Raw genomic sequence first — 22,158 nt, 5'->3', positions numbered from 1 at the left:
TTCCAATACTTATATACCATAAAATTTTAATTAGACAAAAAAGCACTTAAGCTATGCCTATTGAAATAAATCGGCATTTACTTAAGAACTATTTTAATTATTACTTCATTAGCGCATTCAAACATACTATAATTACAACTTCTAGCATCTAGTAAGATAAAGAGTACGCCTAAGAATATCACTAGAAATAATTTGTATTACCCCTTTATATTTCTTTTATGATTTGTTGTACCGTTTCAAACGTCCTCCTTCTTAAATGTATCGCTGCATTTTGAATTGATTCTTGCTGTGTAATTGACTCATTTGCTACGCTTGCGATTGCCAAGAAATGTTCAGATAGCGATGCACGACTATCATCGTCTACATAACCAGAAATTAAGGCTACTGGGATTTGTAATTCTTTTGCAACATTTGCAACGCCGATGGGTGCTTTCCCTGAAAGTGTTTGAAAATCTGATTTTCCCTCTCCAGTTATAATCAAAGATGCTCCTAGAATTTGACCTTGAAAATCAATTGCTTTCATAACGACTTCTATCCCTGGTTTTAATTCTACTGGAAAAAATGCTAAAAATGCTCCACCTAATCCGCCCGCAGCGCCTGCACCAGGTTCATTATGCACTGCAACACCTGTCATAGCTTCTATTTTATTAGCTAATATCGTTAAATTATCATCAATTCGTTGCACCATTTCTAGTGTTACCCCTTTTTGTGGACCAAAAATAGTAGTCGCCCCATTCGTCCCAACAAATGGATTATCAACGTCACATGCAATAATAAACTCCGATACTTTTATGCGTTCATCGAAAAATGAATCGTCAATTTGATGAAGCGTACTAAGTGCTTCTGCACCAAGTTCTAATTCTTTTCCGTCAATATTTAAAAACCTCATACCAAGTGCATTGAGCATACCAGTACCTCCATCGTTCGTAGCACTTCCCCCAATACCTATAATGAATTTACGGAACCCAGCATCTAATGCATGACGGATTAACTGTCCAGTTCCATAAGTTGAAGCGATAAGTGGATTTCTTTCGTCATTCGTTAAAAGTGTTAAACCAGACGCCTTTGCCATTTCAATGACACAAGTCTCTCCATGCCCTAAAATGCCGTATTCAGCTTTTATAAGTCGACCTATTGGATCTTGTACCTTTACACTAATAATTTGACCATTTGTAGCTTTCACTAATGGTTCTAATGTTCCCTCCCCCCCATCTGCTACAGGTAATAGTACAGTTTCAATTTTTGGATTTATTTCATGAATAGCATCTACCATTGCCTTTGCGGCTTCGGTAGCTGTAAGTGAACCCTTAAAAGAATCAGGACTAACAATGATTTTCACAACAATTCCCCCTAAAGTAAAACACTTACACTAATTATAGTGATAAATTCAATATTTTACATTATACTTAACGTATAAATTCCCTGTAATATAACAACTAGTTTTTATACACTTCGGAGGAAAATTATGATATCTAAACAGTTAGCGAACCAAATAGTAGAACAGACTATGCTTCGTTTGCACCGCAATATTAACGTTGTACATACAAATGGAAGAATTTTGGCTTCAGGAGATCGATTACGTGTGGAAAGTATACATGGAGGGGCTAAAATTGTTACAGAAACAGAAAAAACGCTCATTATTACGAAGGAAAATAATCATCTTTTCCAAAATGCAAAGCCTGGTATTAACTTACCTATCTTCTTTCAAAATGAGCTTGTAGGTGTAATTGGTATTACTGGTAACCCAGATGATATTGCAGAATGGGCCCCGCTCGTTCTGCTAACTACTGAAATGATGGTACATCAAGCACTTATAGCATCTCAAACTGATTGGAAACGTAAATTGCGTGAAACGATTTTCGAAGATTTGATGACTCAACAGCCGTTGAAAAAAGTAATGAATGAACGTTTATCTAAAATTGGCTTCTTCCATGCGCCGCCCTTTTATGCGATTACATTGAATGCCGAGCCAAATTTAACGGCATACCAATCTTTTGTCGAACATATGGAAGATTTTTTTATTCATGAATCTGTCATCTTTGGCAAATATCAAGTAAATGAGCATTTCATTTTAGTATCTGGTATGGATGCTAAAGCGATTGTAGACAAATTAACGCTATTGTTAACTCAAGTAAAAAAATATTTTAATGTCAAAATTGGCATAGGACAACCAGTTCAAACTTTAGAAAAAGCATTTAACTCTTATGAAACGGCGAAAAACGCCATTGAGTACGGTGATAAGACAAAAGCGATTAACTTTTTTGAAGAAGTTGAAGTTTTCTCCTTACTAAAAAAAGGCGACTCTCAAGAAGCTTTGCTATTCACGAACCGTACATTAAAAGATTTAAATAATAAACTTATACATACATTGGTTGTCTATTTTTCAAATAATCAACAGCTCACAATTTGCGCTGAAGAACTAGGGGTTCACCGACATACACTGACATATCGCTTGAATCAAATACATGAATTGACCGGTTATAATCCTGCCATATTCCAAGAGGCAATCATTCTTCAAATCGCCCTTTGGCTAAGAAATAAATAAAAATAGGTGAACATCTCTTGGATTGAGATGCTCACCTATTTTTTATATTAATTCGGTCTCTTCTTTATAAAGTTCATCAAGAATTTCTAGCTTTTTATCAATAGCATCTTCAAATGTCATAATATAAGCCGCTGGATCTTTAGGGTTATGGAATTGTGTAATCTTGCCCGTGTCTGCATTAACGAATTTACTTGACGCCCCACAACCAAGTCCTATAATCGTTTGAACTTCTTCCATAATCACGATGTTATATATACTTTCTTCGCCTTTTTTAGAATATCCAACGTTTTCAAGATTCCCTAAAATATTTTTTTGGCGATATAAGTAATACGGCTCGTAGTTATTATCTGCAGTCCATTCATGTGCACGATGCATCATTTTCTCAGCTGTTTCACGGTCTGCAACTTTATATTTCTGTTTGTTATGCGTCATTTCTGAAGCACGTTTAAATGATAATGTATGCACGGTTAGTGATTCCGGTTGCATTTTTTCTGTTTCAGTTAATGAGTGCTCAAATTCTTCGAGACCTTCATTTGGTAAGCCGATAATTAAATCCATATTAATATTATTCATTCCCATATCACGAGAAAGCCAGAACTTATCAATAGTCTCCTGGACTGAATGGTGACGTCCAATCGCCTTTAATGTTTCATCTGTATAGGATTGTGGATTAACACTAATACGGTCAATTCCCCATTTTTTTAAGACTTCTAATTTTGCAGGCGTAATTGTATCTGGGCGTCCAGCCTCCACAGTCACTTCACGAATCGATTCAGCATGTGGAAATGATTCATACATCGTTTGATATAATGCATCCATCTCATCAGCCTCTATAGATGTAGGTGTTCCTCCACCCCAATAAATAGATGTAATTTTCATATCACGTTTCTTTAACCATTTACCCATCTCACGAATCTCAATATGAAGCCCATCTAAAAACGACTCTACTCGCCCATTTTTACGATGGATAGCATACGCGGGGAATGTACAGTAAGCACATTTTGTAGGACAAAATGGAATCCCAATATAAATACTCACTTCATTACCTATTGTATCTAAATCTGGAATAGTCGTGAGCTGACGATCTACGATTTTTTTCATTAGAGTAATTTTTTCATCTGATAGTCTATATTCTTCTTTTAACTTAGTATGAATTTCTAAATCAGTTAATCCACTTTTTCTAAATTTATGATACAGCTTTGTAGGACGTATACCCGTTAAGATACCCCATTTCTGGTGAATACCCGTCAGTTTTTCAAGTGTGTCTAATAGCACATGAGATAACGCTCTCTTCAGTCGAATATTTTGTTCCTTTTCATTAGCTTCATCAGCGTACTCTTGAACAAATTTACTCTTATACGTTTCACCTTCTGAATGTAATTCAGCGGTTGTTGTTACTGTATGAACGGCATCTATATGCCATTCAAAATAAACATTTAAATCAGTGTCTTTATCCGTTTTCGAAACTTTCGAATCCTCAAAAAACAAATTTGTAATATGATTGAAGACTCTCACCCAATCCTGAGGGTAATCTCCATTTATTCCAAGGACTTTCATATCATCTATTCACTTCTTTCGTTTTTACTTTCATATAAAATAGGAAAACTTTACACTATTCTTACTACAATGTTAAAGGAGCGAGTAAATTGTCTTTTCTCTCAAGAAAGTCAAAGCCTATAAATACATCTTTAGAAATATTAGTTGCTCAAGAACTAAATAATATTGTTATATCTAATTCTCTCAACCGGTCCATTTATATACAGATGGATATGATCCAGCTAACTAAAAACGACTTAGCTACTTTACGTATTATGAAATCTACTCTATTAAAAACATTGAATCCATTGTAGCAAAGTTTTATGAAAATCTCGAAAAAGAAAATTCATTAGGTAAAATTATGAATCAAAACAGTTCGATTAACTCTTTAAGAACTGCTTTGCAGGGACATATTTCAGAAATGTTCAATGGACACATTGATGAAGAATTTATGAAGAAACAATATAAAATCGCTTTTGTACAACAGACTCATTTTAATCATGAGGAACAACTTAAAATTATTAATGCTATAGGCAAAATTATTAATTTTGTACATCAAAAAAGAAATTGATTTTATTTTAGCAGAAACGAATAACAAAACAAATACAATTTCAATGACTTCACAAGAACTACAGCATCTAGTTACTGAATCTTGTACTCAAGTCTTAGCAACAGATTCTCCCTTCGAGAAAATTTTTGGGCTTATAAATACATTAAAAATTCGAAATAATAAATTATTTGCAAGGGTCTGAAATATATACGGAAACTTAAATTCTATTCAGCAGAATTCTGAACGCATCCATAAAGCTACTAAAAATTTAACCGCTATGTAAAATTAAAACCCTGCACCGACAATTGTCAGTACAAGGTTTTAGTTTTATATATATTTTCCCCTTTAAGAAATACATCTAAAATTTCATTCACAGGATACTTCGCTTATTATTTATTCTTTTGACTAGCCATAGTGCTTAAGATGCTAAGTTGACGGCGCTTATTTTGCTGTTGTTTTGCGTACCCCATATGAGATTTACCCATTCTGGATGATCGATGAATGGATTACGGTTGCCTTGCAATTTTTGAATGACATTATTTCGGTTTTTCTCGAACTCATCGACTGGATCTTGTAAATGCCATTGCAATAGAACTGAAAGCTTGCCATGGTAAGGAGCAGATCCATTATTCAATTTTTCGTTCAATTCAAGATCTACTTTATCACCTTCTTCATAGCGCGTTGCCATGTATAGGAGAATTCTTGCAACATCACCTTTTACTCTATTAGGTGGCTCAAATGAATTCGCGGTCTTAAAACAACCTTTACAACCTGTAACCGGACTACCGCCATTGTCAAAATCTAAATTACCTCGACTACTGTTCACTTGAACATCGGTTGGTCGCAAATGGTGGATATCTGTACCTGGACCTTTACTTGTACCGAAGTTGCCATGTGATTTTGCCCATGTATGTTCACGGTTCCAGTCACCTACATTCCCACCATTACGTGTTTTAGATCGTGATTCCCCAGAATAAAACAAAATCACATTATTTGAGTTATTTGGATCTTCATCTGTTTCACGCAGTGCTTCCCATGCTTCATCATAAGTTAGTTGTTTATGATCATCTATAATTTCATGTAATGCATTTTTTAAGGCCTGACCCGTTTTTCCTACCGCATCTTTATAATAATCATCAGCTGGAACGTCGGATTCCGTAACAGTTACAGAGAAACTAGTCGTCACTTCCTTTTTACCATCAGTAGCCGTAACACCGATAATATGGCTTCCTTCTTCGAGTGAAAGTGTCAGCGTAGCAGCCGCTTGGTTGACAGTACCTTTTGTTGCAGTGAATGTTAGTTTGTCACCATCAGGATCAGAGAAGTGGTTTGTAAGTAACAACGAAACAGTTTCCCCAGCCTTTAAAGTTTTGTTTGGAATTTCACTCGTTACAACTGGTGCTTTATTTTCAGAAGGGAAAGAAGGAACCTCAAGGGGTTCCCCTTTCGTATTCGTAAATTTAATTTGTTTTGCATTGGCACCGTTAATAAATTCAATGCTTCGAATATTTTCTGCACCTCTTATTTCACTTACATTTTGCCCATCAATAATTACTTCCTTCATTTCGGTACCTTTCAAATCGATGATAGCCCCTTCTTGTTTAGGGTCTATTGTAACTTTTGTGTTTTTAAATCCTTCACCATACAGTTCTGCATAATTACTTTTTAATAAGATACCTTCAGTGATGATAGATGCCCCATCTAATTTTATGGCAACACTTGGTTTCGTAATAGTTAATTTCTTAGTTTTAAAATTAACCAAATCGTACGTTTTTTCTGGCTTAATTGGTTCAACTTCTGTATCTTCATCGAAATCAACTTGTACTAAGACAGGGTCATGATCACTTGCCCGGCCAGCCATATCTGTAAAATCAGCATTAATGTGAAGAATATCAATTGCTGTTTTGTTCGCTAAGTTATTAGAAACTAGAATATGGTCTAGCACTTGCGAATTCCCTTGGTAAAGATATGTGTAGCGATCTGATTGTTCTACTTTATTTATCATATTGGTCATATGATCACCTTCGTGAATTTTTAGAGCATCAGTAAATTGATAATCATTGAAATCCCCAAGAGAAATAATATTTTCTTTTGGATTATCTTTCTTTATATCTTTTATAAAATCTGCCACAATTTGTGCAATTTTTTTACGTTGAGCTTCGCTTTTATAAACAGGTGGTTGAACAGAACCAAATAATGGTGTATCACCTGATTTAGAGTTCCAATGGTTTGCAATGACTACAACACTCTCACCTTTGAAGTTAAATTGTGCTGCTAATGGTTTACGGCTACTATTAAATGCCTCATTTGTTGGATCAATTCGTCCTGGATTCATCGTAAGTTTCCCATCTTCATAGCTCACTGCAGTCGTTGCATCACCATGTGGTTTACCTTCAGATAATGTCACACGATCTGGATTATATAAGAATCCGACACGTATATTCGCATTTGGTGCTCCACCATCTTGATTGTTTACTGGGTCAATGTTTACATATTTATATTCCACACCACCTGCCGCTTTAATAGCAGTAATCAATCTTTCATAACTTTGGTTTGCCTTGCTATCCCCTGTACTTTCACCATTATTATCTTGTACTTCAGTCACACCAACAATATCAGGACTTTGCATGTCTTTTGCAATAGCTCTGGCTAATTTTTGTGCTTTGTCATTTGAAGTTGATGTACTATTATTTGAGAAATTTTCCAAGTTATACGAAGCAACTGTTAATTTGTCATTTGCTTTAACAATTGTTGTTTTTTCTGGTGTTGCATCTCCCTTTTTATGAGCTTTCTTCATGTCATCTAAAGACGCATAGATTTTAAAGTTTTGGAATGAATAACCTACCACACCTGTAATTGGCCCATTAAATTTATCGCCCGTAGCAACTTCAAAATCGCGAGCAGGTCCATTTGGCTCTAAGCGGAATTGGATGCGGTTTGGATTTTGGTTATCCTTTTCATACAATACACCGCCATGCAGTGAATTTGTTGCTGCATTTTCTAGGACTGTTATTAAATCTCCGTGATCTTGTGGTGCTACTGCTTTCACGTTTCCTACTTGAACTCGCATACCTTCAATGCTTTCCCAGAAATCAATAGCGTCTACTGTTGGATTAAAAACAGATAAATAATCACTATCAATTTTCTTTAATGACATTTTTTCCTCATCAATAATAATTGGTGTAGGTAATTCAACGCCACTTTCAATGACTTTTACATTTCCTCCTTGATCATCACGAACATTGACTTGAGTCGTTTTCAAATCTGTTTGTTGGCGATCATCATAGCCATCGTACGCGTATTCACTTACTTTACCAGTGACAGATACTAAATCTCCCACTCTAATCGGCCAAGCTTTGTTTCCGCTATAAAGTAAAATAGCTTCAGATGTATTGGGGTTTTTATCTGTCAAGTCATCTGGAGTTTGAATCGTATAGTAATTTGCAGTGCCTAGTTTAAATGAATAAGTTACAACACCTTCAATCCCCTCCACAGTTTGATTATTAAATGGAGTAACATGTTTATCTCCTTGAATATCATGAATTTCAAATCGATCTGCGATTGTATAATTGAAAGTCGACACTTCACTTAATTTACCATCTTGAGTTTTAACGATGGCCTTGAGTGTTGTAGTTTTAATAATTTGGATTGGCTTTTCATATTTAGTACTAGCCATAGTTGGATCAGTACCATCTAGCGTGTAATACATCTCTGCATTTGCACTAGTTGTAGATAAAGTGACAGCTGTATCTTTAACGTATGTCCCACTTCCTGGAGTAGCGACAGCAGGTGCTAATGTTGTACTATCAACAACGATATCTGTTGTTGAACGAGGGATGATTTGATAGTCATTATCAAATTGTTGAACAATCCCTGTAATAGACTCATATTTCGTATTAACTGTTAAACCTAGAGCATTTGTTTCGTCACGGACGATGAATTCTGTTCCATTATTCCCAGTAAAGTTTGCCCAACTACCACCATCTTGTACTGTCGTAAGTGTAACGTTCTTTACTGTTACAAGCTGCGATTCGTTTACTTCCTTAACACCTGCACCTGTAATTACTTTTGGTTGAGGTTCGCCTACATTTTCCTTTTTTTCTACAATAGTTGCTCCGTCTAACTGAAGCAATCCACGATAGTCTACTAAAGTACCTGTTAAAGTTACTTCGTCGCCAACTTTAGCACTTAAACTTGTTGGACGAACTGCAATACCACCTGTCGCATCTTGAACTGAAATTGTATTCTTTAAATTTGCAGCAACGACACCTTTAATTGTTATAGTTTCCCCTATTGCTTTAGCATGTGCATCAGCAATTGAAATGACTGTATTGTCCCCCGGGTTTTCTGGTTCAACAAGCGTGCCATTCATTGTATGAGCACCTAAATATTCAGTCGTATCAACTGGATAAGTTACCCACTCTGTTTTACTATCGAATGTATCATTGATCACCTTGTCTCCCGTCGTCACGGAGCTCTTCCGTACGAGGGTCACGTTCTCAGCAAATTTAATTGATTGACCAACTTGTCCAATCGAATCAACGACTATACCAGATTTTTTTAGAACAATAGGGTCATCACCATTGAAGTTAATGACACTTGAGTTTTCAAGATCCCCTTTACTTTTAATAGCAGTATTTGCATCTTTATGATATAAAACATACGTATCATTATTTTCTAATGTTCCTGTTAAAGAGACTTTTTGATTAGCTGTTGCGGCCCCATTCGTATGAAGCTCCACCGTATAATCTGTTAAATTAACAGTAGCACCAGTTCCATTATAAATTTCAATTGCCTTGTTAAAACTACTTCCCTCAATATATTCAGAAATAATTAAATCTGTCGAAGTAACAGAAGCTTCCACAGGTGTTGCCAGCGTAGGCAATATTAAGCTTGTCGCTAAACTTACCGATAACAAAGCATTTAACGCCTTTTTCCAGTTCCCTTTACTCATAGAGTCAGTCTCCTTCTATACTTATAGGATTATTTGTAGCGCTAATATGATATTAAATGGGGAAACCAATCGTTCATTCACTTAAGGCTTCATTAAATAATTAGAAGATTGTTTCACCAGTCACATCGATATTCTCTAATTTATTCGTAATATCACCCTCAACTGCCGATAAATCTAAATTACCTTCAACTTTAATATTAGAAATGCTAATATTTCCAGATAATTTGCCAGTGATAATTAAGTCTCCTTTAATGACTGCATTGGATAAAGAAGAAATATCTGTTATATCTACAGTTACACTCTCTTTGTAAACTTTTGGTTTTGAAATTGTTCCAGAGAAATCTGCACCTGCGACGTTACCACCGGGAAGTTCAGTATTTGGATTTTCTTCTTTACTAACGTCTACAATACGTCCTTCTATTTTAGGTTCGATTTCTTTAAGAGATGTTAAATGCTCGGCCAAGTTTTCCCAGTCTGACAGCCCTAGGTCTGTTACGCGCCCTTCTCCATAGGCTTTTTTAAATACGTCATAACCATCTCCACCTTTTGCAGTAAAGGCATTTGTTGCTACTGTATAATTTTCGTTGTCTTTGATGTCAATGTATTTGCCCTTTGCATCTTGATACTTAATAGAAACGACACGTTGGTCTTTTGGTTTGCTTGAGTCATATTCTACTTTGGCACCAGATACGTGAAGGAACCCTCCGTTTTCTTTTGGAGATTCCTTGAAGCTTGTTTCAAATGCTTGCTTTAATTCAGCTCCTGTAAGAGTCATTGTTGCTAATGTGTTTCCAAATGGTAGTACTGTTATAACTTCTCCAACAGTGATTTCACCTGCATTAATGCCTGATCGAATACCTCCACCATTTTGTAGCGCCATGATGACTTTTTCATCAAAAGTTTTTGCTTTTGCTAGCATACCATCTGTAATGATATTACCAAGTGCTGTTTCACTATTACGGACACTTGTACCATCATTTCCTTGATCTGTTATTCTCGGATTAATCAATTCACTTATCGCTGTTGCCCCGATTGGTTTACTAGATACATCTTTAATCTGTTCAGAATATGTCTTTAGAATATTAGCCGCTTCTGGATCCTCTTTTAATTTGCTAAGGTCAATCAGTTCTCCATTTGCCTTAGTAACTTTACCTCTACCATCAAACTCAACATCTAAAGTGCCTAAAAAATCACTATATTGATAAGCTTGGACAATGATTGTTGGATCTTTTTCTTTGTTATCTTTATTTATAATAACTGGCTTATCAAGCTGTGTATGACTATGCCCACCAACAATTATGTCAATACCTTCAACAGCTGTAGCTAAAGTTAAGTCATTATCGATTGCCGCATTGTCATCATAACCAATATGTGTCAAAGCAATGATTTTATCGACGCCTTGCCCTTCAAACGCTTTAACTGCTTTTTCAGCCTCTTTAATATAATTTTCAAATACTATACTGCCAGGGCTTGAAATACCCTTCGTTTCTTCCGTTGTTAAACCAAAAATCCCTACTTTTTCGCCATTGATTTCTTTAATAATCCCATTATAAATTTTACCTTTTTCAGGATTACTCGAGATTAAATCTGAAAATAGACCCTTAAATCGATCATCTGCAGAAAAGTTTACATTAGCACTAACAAATGGGAAATTTGCACCTTCGATAAAATCAGCTAAAGCCTTATGCCCTTCTTTACTTGAACCTAAGTCGAATTCATGATTACCAAAGGTCATTGCATCATAACGTAATAAATTCATGAATTCCAAATCTGCTTTTCCTTGGAATTCATTGAAGTATAGCGTGCCACTAAAAACATCACCTGCATCTAGTAATAATGAATTTGGCTTTTTAGCTCTGACATCTTTGATGGCAGTTGTTCTTTTCGCTATATTATCTAAATGTGCATGCGTGTCGTTTGTATGCATTAATGATAAAGTAAAGTTTTCTTCGCTATCTCCTCCGCCATTATTACCTGATGAAATTTCAATACCATTCTCAACCTGTATTGTTTTTCCATCCGGGGTTGTAATTTTGCCCGAAGCTAAGCTAGAGCCGCTATACCATTTACCTCCATACTGTATAATGCCTACATTTAATGCTGCACCATTATATAGTTTGTCACTATATAGCGTTAGACCTTTATTTAAAACTGCACCATTGTATAACTTATTTTTAAATAGATACTTTCCAGTGTTTAATACACCGTTAATGTATAATTTCCCTGTATTTTTTCCTAGTCCAGTTAAAGCTTTCCCGTTTTCATACCATTTACCTTTATACCAATTACCCATTGCAAGCTGTCCATTAATATATAATTTACTAGTGTTTTTACCGTACCCTGTTAATGCTTTACCTTTTTCGTACCATTTGCCTTTATACCAACCAGTCGATTTAATACCTTTTTTGTAATAAAACCCTGATTTTAATCCTGTTAGTAACTTTCCATCTTTGTAAACTTTACGTTTGTAAGTCTTAATACCTTTTACTATTTTGCCAGTTGATTTTGAAACTAGCTTCCCTTTAGTAATTTTGTAGCTAGAAGACCCTGCTGCCTCCGCATTGTTTACTGGAGCTATGATAGCACTTGTTAATAAAGTTGCCCCTAACACTAATGATGTTAACGGTTTAACAAATTTATAGTTGAAATTACTCACTCTCTCACACCTCTCTAAACTTTTTGATTGTATCTACCTAATAGAAAGTCTATTAAGTTCTACAATTCCGATTATATGGTATGCTCACCATAGATTCTACATTACCTTGGTAATGTTTACATTTTTTTACAAATGCAATACAATAAAACTAATGAATTTACATATAATGCATAATATCTCAATAATTAAGGATTATCATTCTATTATTTAATTTATAAATTAAGCACTAAATAAATCCATACAATTACACCTAATAACTTAGGCCTATTAAAATTTGAATTTATATATTTTTTAAACACGATCCAGATGTAAACCTTTCAATTTAGAACTAAAATTCAAGTATTTTACTTGTATCATCCATAAAGAAAAGCCTTGATCATTAATGTTTTGCAGTATTGTTTGGAGTTTACAAATATTGAGATGGAATAGTAAAATTGAATATGTAAATGGATTGTAATCGAATGCGTACAAAGAATGTTTGCATATTATGATGAACTTAAGTAAATTTCGTCGTTTTTATGCGTGAAAGATTAAATAGTTAGCTCAATTAAATTTACTAAAAAACAAAGAGGAGATACTACAATTATGTAGTATCTCCTCTTTATTTTGCTTAGCCTAATCTATTTGTATATTTCTCACAAATTATATCCGTAATTAGATTTCTGTGTATAGTTCTTGAACTGGTTTAATCAGAATACGATTTACTTCTTCAATTAAACCACTTAGAGCCATTTCGGATTGAAGCATTTTTTCTATCTTACTATTTTGTTGAGCAAGTTGAGCAGTTTTTCCAGCGTAAGTTAATTCATCTTCTTGGATTTGTTCGCCCTTTGCTTGTTTTTCTTGTAAATTCAATTGAACTTTACGGAAGTTTTGGAACAATGTTAGTGCCTCTGAATCATTTTTCACTTCCTCAACAGCAGCTTTTAATGCTTCAAATTCTGCCGTTTGACGGAATGTTGCTTCTAACTTGTTAATGTCATTATAAATATTAATCATTTTGATACCCTACTTTCAATTTTATTTAATCAGCGTCACGATAATACCTTGAACAACCCCAATAATACCACCAAGTACGAAACCTAATACTGTAATCATTTTAAATTCTCTTTTTGAAATGCCCAGTACTAAATCCTCAAGTACTTCAACAGGGAATGTGTCAACTTGTTCACGTACCACTTCTTCTAAATTCAATCGTTTTAAAACATCTTCCAATTTCGCTTCTGCTTGTACAAAAGCATTGTCAACTACCTGTGGTACAACATTTTGTTGCATCCACTCGGCACCATTTGTCCAATAATGTACAATTGGCTGGTCTAAACGATTTTCAATTTTCAATTCATTCTTCACATAACTTTGAACCGCTTTTGTTGTTGAATTAAAATCTAAATCGCCAACTAGTTGAGTAACCGTTTGATCTTGTAATTTAACCCATTCATTCGTTAACATATTCGAAACGAGCACAAATGTGCCATCTGCATTTAGAAATTTCTTAATTTCCTTTTGAGCTTTGTTAACTATTGATGAAGAATCGCCTAAAAACATTTGAATCATGCCACCAAGCGTTCCTTTTGTATCAAGGAAATCATCAATTAATCGTTTAATCGTTTGATAGCCTTCTTCTGATTCAAAATAAACATCGCCTTTATTTAAAATATAACGAGCGATATCCGGAATTTTCGAATTCGCCTTCTCTTGCCATCTTTCAGGTAAAAGCTCGCGAACCGTTTTTGTGGATAGGACATTTTGTACTTTATCTACTTGGTCAATGATTAAAGCGTCAACTTTTTCTTCAATCGCTAAGTGGAAATTTTCAACACCCGCTTGCTTCAACCAATCATTGATTGTTTTATCATCTGTAAATAAAGTTGTTTCTATTTTTTCATTTAACCATTGTTCAATTTTCAATCGAATATCATTTGAAAAGAACTTTTTACGGAAAGTCTCAGGTGTGAGTAAATAATTCACTACTGTTTTTCCTAGTTGTCTTGCTAGATCATCTCGGCGTTTTGGAATTAAACCCGGTGTAAAAGGGACACGCCAAGATCCAATATAAATTGCTTTATAAGGCCTAAAGAGCATTTTAATCGCTAAATGATTCGTAAAACCACCAATGACTGCTCCTATGGCCGCCATGAATAGTATTGTTACGAACACACCCATATTCTTCACCCATTTCTTCAAAAACTCTCCTACATTATAACAGACAGTCAAGTAGGTGAGAATTAATAGCTATTGAAGTTAGGGATTTCATACTATTTATAGAGCATTGTAAATTGTTGAAAAGCGAATCGCATGCTCCATCTCATCTTGCATTGCGATAAAGAATGGGTATTGGCCTTGTTCAAGTGGAGTATTTAAGAACATTTCTTTATATAAATCTGTCGCTTCAAGCTCTTCACCTATTGCCTCTTTTGCACAAGCTTTAAGATTTTTGCATGGTGGTCTTTTCGTTAAATTTTGTACATATTCTCCAGTCATCATATAATGAAGTTGTTGGAACATCTCATAATGACACTTCTCATCTGTTATTGCATGCTCGATATAAGATTTCCATGTAGGATCGTTCGTCAGCTCAAGCATCGATTTGTACCAATAATACGTCTGATATTCATCTTGAATCGCTTTCTTTAGCTGTTCTTCAAACATACCGCCATCTCCTATACGCTTTTTCACACTATATGCGAACGGGACCGGCACTATGAAAAGGGGTATACATATGATTCAACATTTTAGTTTCAAACCATTATTCGAAAATACAAAATTACCAGGCTGGCAAATCGCCTTTTTCTACAAGCATCAACGATACGAAGGCGAATATAAAAAAGACGGCTCCATCATATGGTCAGGGTCAATACCACCAAATGAAGAAACCGTAAAAAAAATGATACACGAACTAATGCTTTATCATGTGTATGACTAATTAAATGCTGAAGCGGCCCGTTTAGCCCTGACAAGCACTGGAAGGCTCGAATCAAAGGCGCTTTTTGCCTTTGACCGAGAGACTGAAGTGACCTCGAAGGGCTGGCCGCTGAAGCTGGATATCTTATTAAATGCTGAAGGCGCTCGTCCAGACTCTACAGGCGTTGGAGGGCTCGAACACAAGACGCTTTTTGTCTTGTGCCGAGAGACCGAAACGTCCCGAGAGTCTAGCGCCTGAAGCTGGATATCTCATCTTAATGCTGAAGGCGCTCGTTCAGCTGCGAGGTCGTTGGAAGGTGGAAGCCAAAGTCGCCCTTTGACTTTAAGCGCCCGACTGAAACGACCCGAGCCGCTAGCGCCTGAAGCTGGATATCTCATCTTAATGCTGAAGGCGCTCGTTCAGATGCGAGGTCGTTGGAAGGCGGAAGCTAAAGTCGCCCTTTGACTTTGAGCGCCCGACTGAAACGACCCGAGCCGCTAGCGCCTGAAGCTGGATATCTCATCTTAATGCTGAAGGCGCTCGTTCAGATGCGAGGTCGTTGGAAGGCGGAAGCTAAAGTCGCCCTTTGACTTTGAGCGCCCGCAACGACCCGAGCCGCTATCTCCTAATAATAATGCCTCAAAAATGTTAACTTGTAGCTAAATCTTCAAATACTCTTCTCGCCACATAACAACTTCTTTTTCAAGTAGTAGCTTCTCCAACTTATCATCCCATTGAGATAACAATGTATTCCATACTCGAACGAAAAGAAGGTCCTGTTCACGGTTATATAAGATAAATTCAAGACAAGGTACATCATTAATCTGACGTGCTTCTTTTGATATGATATCAGTAATGACTGTTTGTTCTTCACCTTCGTCTTCAGATGTACGGCTATTTTGCAGAACTTCTATTAACTCATCCTCTACAAATTTTAATGTCTCCTCAGGTCCCTCTAAAGCATATCGAAACAGATCTGGTAACTCGTCATACTCATCCATCTGATCAATTTCCGCTGGCAAGAATGCTTCGTGGCAAGCACTGTAAAGCAACTGCTGTGTTTCTATCTCCTGCTCTTCTTCAAACACGCCATTTTCAAGTTGGATTTTGCCTTTAGATGTTAAATAATAGTATTTCTCTCCTCTTTCAATTAGCCCTGTTTTCGTTAAATTTATGAGGAGGTCTTGAATGAAGAGATCCTCTACTAACAGTAATTCACCCAATTCGTTAGCATTTGAAATTTCAGCTTGTTGGAAAGTCAGTAGCATCATTTTCATCAATATATCCATCTTCAATCGCTTTACTGGTTGATAAGTGACATCAATTGATTGCACTGGCACGCACCAGCTTGAGGAATTTAAAATCTCTACTTTGCCATTTTGTAAAACTTCTCTTTTCAATCGTTTTTCTAATGCTTGCATACTTGGCTCTCCTTTCCATTTTACTGTTTTACATTGCCATCTTGGTCACGGAGGCCATTTTGTTCTTTCACTGTTTTTAATAGTTGACTATACATATCTCGCGCATGTTTCTGCTTTGCTCTTTGTGTAAACATTTCTGTACTACCTACAAGAATTAGTAGCTCCCTAGCACGTGATAACGCTACATTTAATCTACGATAATCATTGGCGAAACCGATATCTCCGCCTTTATGTTGTGTATTACGAACCATACTCACGATAATAACGTCCATTTCCATCCCTTGGAACTTATCAACAGTACCCGTGCGTAGATGTAAATGTTGTAGATTTAGTTCTTGCTGAATAAGGCGGTCGATTTTCTTAACTTGCTCCCCGTAAAAACTTATAACACCAATGCTTTTACGTTCCTCTTGTTTTATTTTCCCTGCCGCTTTAGCCATTTCAGTTGCATGGTCTAAATCGAGCAGCATATGGCGAATTGTATCTAATTCACCTTGATTGAACCGACTTTTACCATTTTTCATTTGTTCTTCAAAATATGGCTTTTCATTTGGCATATCTAGCCATAATAAGTGATCAGACCGTTTTACATAATGCCCCTCTAGGAAATGGTCTCGAACGTTATCTGAATCGATTAAACCACATTGCAGTTGATCATCTTCATTTTCATAAAAAGGGGTAATTGTCTTCATAATATCCTCATGCATACGATATTGAATCGCTAGCATTTGTTTATTATCTCGAGGAAGGTTTTTGAAAAGGCGTTCGAATAAAGATTCTTTTAGTAATTTTTTTAACTCAGCACTTTCCTCTAGTGCGTCACTTTCTTCGATAATCGCCTTTAACGTTTCCTCTAATGTATCGTCTCCAACTAATGGTGGTAGCTGATGATGGTCTCCTACGAGAATAATTTTTTTCCCTTTTAACATTGGCAGCAACAATTCTGGTGGTGTTGCTTTAGACACCTCATCAATAATAACGACATCAAATGTTGGATAATTATCCATAAATTCTTTTCGGGCTGAAGCTACACATGTTGTCCCAATAACATTGGCATGTCGTACATACATTTTACGAATTTCATCTAAATCATGTTCATTAGCTTCTTGTAGTAATGTATACCATTGTTTTTGTAGTGCTTGTTTAATAGGTAGCTGTGCTTTGTTATGCTGGAGTTTTGTTATTTTTTCTGTAAGCTTTTTAATAGCATAATCTGCTTGTAATTGTTGGTCTTCATAATCTTGATTAAGGATTTCTTCCAGAGCTTTTAAATCCTTTTCCTGCTGTAAGCCTTGTGAATTAATCTCTTGAATTGCTAGTTTCTTTTCCTCAAGGTCACTAGCTATAGTAGTTCTTTCTTCCATTAACTTTTGGTGCTGCTGCTGCATTTGATCTAACTGAGGGATGGTTTGTAAAACTACTTGGTGCGTTGATTTTACACGCTGCAATTCTTCTTCTAATTTGTGTAATATTGCGGTTAGTTGCTCTGAATTGCTAGAGATAGGTACGTCAGACAAATTCAATTTTAATTGGTCATATCGTTTTTGAAGCTGGGCTTGCTTATCCTTTAATAACATCCCTTTATTCGTTAAAGTACTTTTCTTTTGTTGTGCGTTAGCTAATACTTCAGTTGTTTGTTTAATCACTTCTCGTTTGATCATCTCAAATAATCTAACAGCCTCTTGTTTTAGTTGTTGTAGAATTGTACCTTGTTCCCACACAAATTTTCTTCTTAAATAAAGTCTTTCTAAATGTGGTTTTAACTGTACAGGGTTTACAACTTTTTGTGTTATTAAAAACTGCTTCATATGGTCTATCGCTTCATGCACTTCACGGATCGAATAAGATGAATAGCTATCTTCTGGACGTGCATTAACTTGTTGTAAAATAATTTGAGCAGCATGCCCCATTTGCTTTTCTACATAGTCAATTGCTGCTTTCAACTTATTATTTACAGCCATCCAATCATGATAACTCACCATTTGGTTTTTAATTTTCTCTAATGCATTAATCTGGCGTTCAATGATGAAACCCATTGGAATGTCGTACTGTTGCATAAAATCAGTGAGCTCATCAACTTTAGTAAAGTCTTTCAACTCATGTTGCAATTGATGTAGTTCTAAAATATTTTTTTGCCAAGTCATGTATTCATTACGAGAATTGTTTAGCTCTTCGTTAACAGCACCCAATTCTTCTTCTGTTTGACGATACAGCAATTGATTTCTAGTTTTTTCAATTTCATTGGCTAATCGATTAGTCCGCTCAAGTAATTTTTCACTGGATTCATTCTTTTCAAGAAAACGCTCTAACTCTTCTACCTTCGATAAGACTTGTTCGTATTTATTTGCTACTTCTCCGAAATGTTCTTCAAGGTCCCGAAGCTCTCTTCTATAAGTACCTAACATTTTTTTTAGTTTTTGAATTTCTTCTGTTATTACTTCATAATCGAGTTTTGCCTGTTGTTGATCTACTATTTTTTCTTTTATAACCACTAGCTGGGCTTCTAATTTTTGAAGTTCTTCCTCACATTTCGCTAATGTTTCAGTAAGCTCCGATTCTTGACTAGCATGCAACGTTAGCTCTTGCTTGATATCTTGTAACGTTTGCTCTCTCCAATACTCAGCTACATTTTCTTCAATGAATTTCTTGCCTTCTTCTTCAATACTTTCTGTTCGACCAAAGCGTAAAATGCGAATGTCTTTATTTGAAAGCAGTCGACTTAATGCATTATCAACAGCTAAGTTAGACTGAGAAGCTACTAATGTACGTAAACCTGCCTTCGCATTTTGCTGACAAATTTCTGAGATAACTGTTGTTTTACCAGTACCTGGTGGACCTTGAATAACAAATAAATCTTCAGCTGACATTGCACCAATCACAGCTTCTTGCTGAAATTCATTTAATCGGTTATGAAACTCAAGTTTAGCTTGCTTTTTAGGTGCTTGAATTCGAGGTCGATCTTCAAATAATATCTTTTCCAAATTAGCATTTGCAGCTAAGCCTTTTTCTAAATCTGCAAAACCTCTACGTAGTCTTCGAATCTGACTTAAAGTAGCAAAATTACTAAAGATGACTTCCTTTGTTTTTGGTTTTAGCTGATTTTTGCGAAGTTGCTCCCTTATATATGGACGTAGCTCAATTTCTACTGTTCTATTCGCGCGATTCACTTTTAAAACTTCACCAAGTTCATCTCGAGAGCCTTTAAATTTCGCACTTAATCCCTTAGCTTTATTCCATTCATTATCCTTTAAACCACTACAATTTAGCGTCATACGACTGAAGTCTTCATTGACCGAAAGCTTTGAGAATGATGCTGCCATATCCTCAATCGTGGCATCGCGCTCTTGAATTTTCAAATAACCTTCCCAGCTAGAAATACGTTTTCTAACATATTCTGAACGTTCTTCAGCTATTGGCAACTGGCGGATTTTAGAATGGAGTTCAATTGGCAACCCTACGGTATTCTTAGGGGCGGTCACAAACTCTAACTGTGTAGCAAATCTTCTATTTGTACGAACAGGGACCCTTGAACTGATAACACGGAAATTAGTTGCCAGTAGTCCTTCATATTTCACAATACAATTCATCACTGCAACTTGACTATCTAGCTTTTCAGTGAGGTTTTTGTTGGCTACATTGTCAAAATAAATTGTAATTGCTGTTTCTCCTTGTGCAGAATTACTCATTCTTTCAATATGTACTAAAAACGATTTTTGAATATGAAAAAAAGCATGCTCATCTTTTGACCATGCTAAAATTCCTTCACGTGCTTTGTTTGTCATGATTAGGTTTGTACGCACCGTTTCAATTTTAGCTACTACTTGTCCCATGAACATATCTTCCTCTCTTTGAAATTGGTTCACTTTTAAAAACACTAATTTCTATAATAGCAGTTTTGCCATCGTATTTGAATTTTCGAATGTTTGAAAGGCAATGGTAATTGATGTATTACGCAATAATTATTGAAAGAACTATAAAAAACACCTACATGTCGCTTTAATATCAAGCACAACAAGTAGATGTTCTTTTTTCTTAAGTTTTCCTTATGCCACTTCGAGTTTTTTATTCCGTCCAAACACCAAATAAAAATAAGTAGAAGCAATTAAATATAATATTCCTGTTATTGTAAAGGTATAAGCGTATCCCCAGTAGTGCCCATACTTCGTAACAAAAAAGGCAGCCGGCAATCCCATTGATGCCCAGCCGACTTGGAATACCATCTGATTGACTGAATTCCCTAACCCTTTATATTTATCATGCACAATTTCCATAGCAATAGCCGATTGGATCGGGTTCGCTGCATTCATCAATGCTTGCCGGAATAAAAAACCAATCGATGCTATAAATAAAGAATTCGTAAATGCGGTTAAAAATAAAAACGGAATGGATAAAAACTGAAATATGATAATAGCTCTAACTTCACCTACACGTTTAACTAATGCAGGGCCTATCAACATTGCAACAGCTGTCATTGCTGATCCTAGTGCTAAAATAAGTCCTATATATGTATTTGATGCATTAAAACGATTAGCGAAATACAAATTTAAATATGGAATGACTAGCCCTGATCCTATACCAATAATCAATTGAGCTACCCCAAATAGTACAATGATTCTTATATTTTCTTTGAAGCTTGCATTTTTTTCAGATACTTTTACGACATCTTTAATTGAAGCTACTGTTTCCATGGCAACTTTCTTTTCCATCTTCAAGCGGAACAATGGAAATAATCCAATGACGAAGAATGCGACCCCACTATATAGTGATACTCGAATACCTTCAACAGCTGACAAATTCAAAAGAAAGCTTGCGCAGTCAGCCACAACTCCACCAAGTAAATTCCCAATAAAGCCGGCAATTGTCATGATTGAAAAGTGAATACTAAATAATTTCATTCTTTCAGAAGCCTTGGAGTTTTCAGCTAAAAATGGTACCCCTGAAACTTGAGCTACTGCCCATACAATACCTGTTGCGAATGCTGACCAAAGCATCGGTTGTTCAATAGTGACAATACTTCTATAGAAAAATGTAATTGCTGTTAATCCTGTTCCGATAATAAGTGCCCACTTACGTCCAAATCGATCACTTAGAAGACCGGCTGGAATTAGCATAATAGCTGTTGCTAAAGCTGTCATCGCTATAACATTTCCATTAACAGCTTCCTTCATACCTAATTCCTTAATATATAAATTGTACATTACACTGAATATGCCCATGCCAATTTGTATTAGTATATTTCCAACCATGAACAACTTTATATTTCGATTAAAAGACTTGATACTATGTAACCAATCTTGCCACCAGCTCAGGATTGACACCTACTTTCACATAGCTAATTAATTCGTCTCCCTAAATATACGAGTATCGGCAAAGATTTGCAATAGCTACATGCTTCAAATACACTATTCTTACTAAATAAACTCATTACATTTTTTGATTCGGAGGAAACGTTTGTATGCCAGAAGTAGTTTATTATTTATTCTTCTCTTTTTTCGTGTCACTACTTATTAGTGGCATATTAAATGTCTTTTTGGAGACCACTTCAAAATTGAACTGGCTTACCTCTATTACCTTTTGTGCCGTTCTTTCTATTT

At 35.7% G+C, this 22,158-nt stretch carries 13 protein-coding genes; 3 read left to right on the top strand and 10 right to left on the bottom strand.

The genetic code is table 11. From position 1 onward, the window contains the following. Positions 1-205: 205 nt before the first annotated feature. Positions 206-1,339: a glycerate kinase gene (locus AC3IS5_RS03160; protein ID WP_489426526.1), complete on the bottom strand. Its 1,134-nt coding sequence runs from the start codon at positions 1,337-1,339 to the stop codon at positions 206-208. 126 nt (positions 1,340-1,465) lie between these two features. On the opposite strand from AC3IS5_RS03160, the gene AC3IS5_RS03155 reads away from it, so the two are divergent. Continuing rightward, positions 1,466-2,545 carry a CdaR family transcriptional regulator gene (locus AC3IS5_RS03155; RefSeq protein WP_489426525.1) on the top strand — a complete coding sequence of 360 codons (1,080 nt, stop codon included), beginning with the start codon at positions 1,466-1,468 and terminating at the stop codon, positions 2,543-2,545. Between the two features lie 42 nt (positions 2,546-2,587). Here the strand turns inward: AC3IS5_RS03155 and AC3IS5_RS03150 are convergent, their stop codons facing one another. Beyond that, positions 2,588-4,102, bottom strand: coding sequence for a coproporphyrinogen III oxidase (locus AC3IS5_RS03150; protein ID WP_489426524.1), 1,515 nt, complete (start codon positions 4,100-4,102; stop codon positions 2,588-2,590). Positions 4,103-4,361: 259 nt separating this feature from the next. Here AC3IS5_RS03150 and AC3IS5_RS03145 point away from each other — a divergent pair, with 259 nt between their 5' ends. Continuing rightward, complete coding sequence (locus AC3IS5_RS03145; protein ID WP_489427811.1) at positions 4,362-4,652, top strand: protoglobin domain-containing protein; 291 nt, start codon at positions 4,362-4,364, stop codon at positions 4,650-4,652. Between the two features lie 397 nt (positions 4,653-5,049). On the opposite strand, the gene AC3IS5_RS03140 is transcribed toward AC3IS5_RS03145, so the two are convergent. The 5 genes from AC3IS5_RS03140 to AC3IS5_RS03120 form a co-directional block, all read right to left on the bottom strand. After that, the gene (locus tag AC3IS5_RS03140; protein WP_489426523.1) at positions 5,050-9,585 is read right to left on the bottom strand and encodes an endonuclease; all 4,536 of its coding nucleotides are present in this window, start codon (positions 9,583-9,585) and stop codon (positions 5,050-5,052) included. Between the two features lie 100 nt (positions 9,586-9,685). After that, a complete protein-coding gene (locus AC3IS5_RS03135) occupies positions 9,686-12,241 on the bottom strand; it encodes a bifunctional metallophosphatase/5'-nucleotidase (protein ID WP_489426522.1) in 2,556 nt (851 codons plus the stop codon). Positions 12,242-12,895: 654 nt separating this feature from the next. Then, positions 12,896-13,240 carry a YlbF family regulator gene (locus tag AC3IS5_RS03130; RefSeq protein WP_489426521.1) on the bottom strand — a complete coding sequence of 115 codons (345 nt, stop codon included), beginning with the start codon at positions 13,238-13,240 and terminating at the stop codon, positions 12,896-12,898. A 21-nt stretch (positions 13,241-13,261) separates the two neighbouring features. Next, positions 13,262-14,404 carry a DUF445 domain-containing protein gene (locus AC3IS5_RS03125; RefSeq protein ID WP_489427810.1) on the bottom strand — a complete coding sequence of 381 codons (1,143 nt, stop codon included), beginning with the start codon at positions 14,402-14,404 and terminating at the stop codon, positions 13,262-13,264. Between the two features lie 96 nt (positions 14,405-14,500). Next, entirely contained in the window at positions 14,501-14,890 is a 390-nt protein-coding gene (locus AC3IS5_RS03120; protein ID WP_489426520.1) for a ferritin family protein, read from the bottom strand. Positions 14,891-14,960: 70 nt separating this feature from the next. On the opposite strand from AC3IS5_RS03120, the gene AC3IS5_RS03115 reads away from it, so the two are divergent. After that, on the top strand, positions 14,961-15,164 hold the full coding sequence (locus AC3IS5_RS03115) for a YheE family protein (RefSeq protein ID WP_038189043.1): 204 nt from the start codon (positions 14,961-14,963) through the stop codon (positions 15,162-15,164). 638 nt (positions 15,165-15,802) lie between these two features. Here AC3IS5_RS03115 and AC3IS5_RS03110 read toward each other — a convergent pair. The 3 genes from AC3IS5_RS03110 to AC3IS5_RS03100 form a co-directional block, all read right to left on the bottom strand. Continuing rightward, positions 15,803-16,564 carry a hypothetical protein gene (locus AC3IS5_RS03110; RefSeq protein ID WP_489426519.1) on the bottom strand — a complete coding sequence of 254 codons (762 nt, stop codon included), beginning with the start codon at positions 16,562-16,564 and terminating at the stop codon, positions 15,803-15,805. Positions 16,565-16,584: 20 nt separating this feature from the next. Next, the gene (locus AC3IS5_RS03105; RefSeq protein WP_489426518.1) at positions 16,585-20,394 is read right to left on the bottom strand and encodes a DEAD/DEAH box helicase; all 3,810 of its coding nucleotides are present in this window, start codon (positions 20,392-20,394) and stop codon (positions 16,585-16,587) included. Between the two features lie 213 nt (positions 20,395-20,607). Continuing rightward, the gene (locus AC3IS5_RS03100) at positions 20,608-21,810 is read right to left on the bottom strand and encodes an MFS transporter (RefSeq protein WP_489427809.1); all 1,203 of its coding nucleotides are present in this window, start codon (positions 21,808-21,810) and stop codon (positions 20,608-20,610) included. Positions 21,811-22,158 lie beyond the last annotated feature (348 nt).

The organism is Viridibacillus sp. KH_047, from assembly GCF_057838945.1.
The sequence above is the reverse complement of the archived record's forward strand: the minus strand, read 5'-3'. Positions and strand labels throughout refer to the sequence as shown.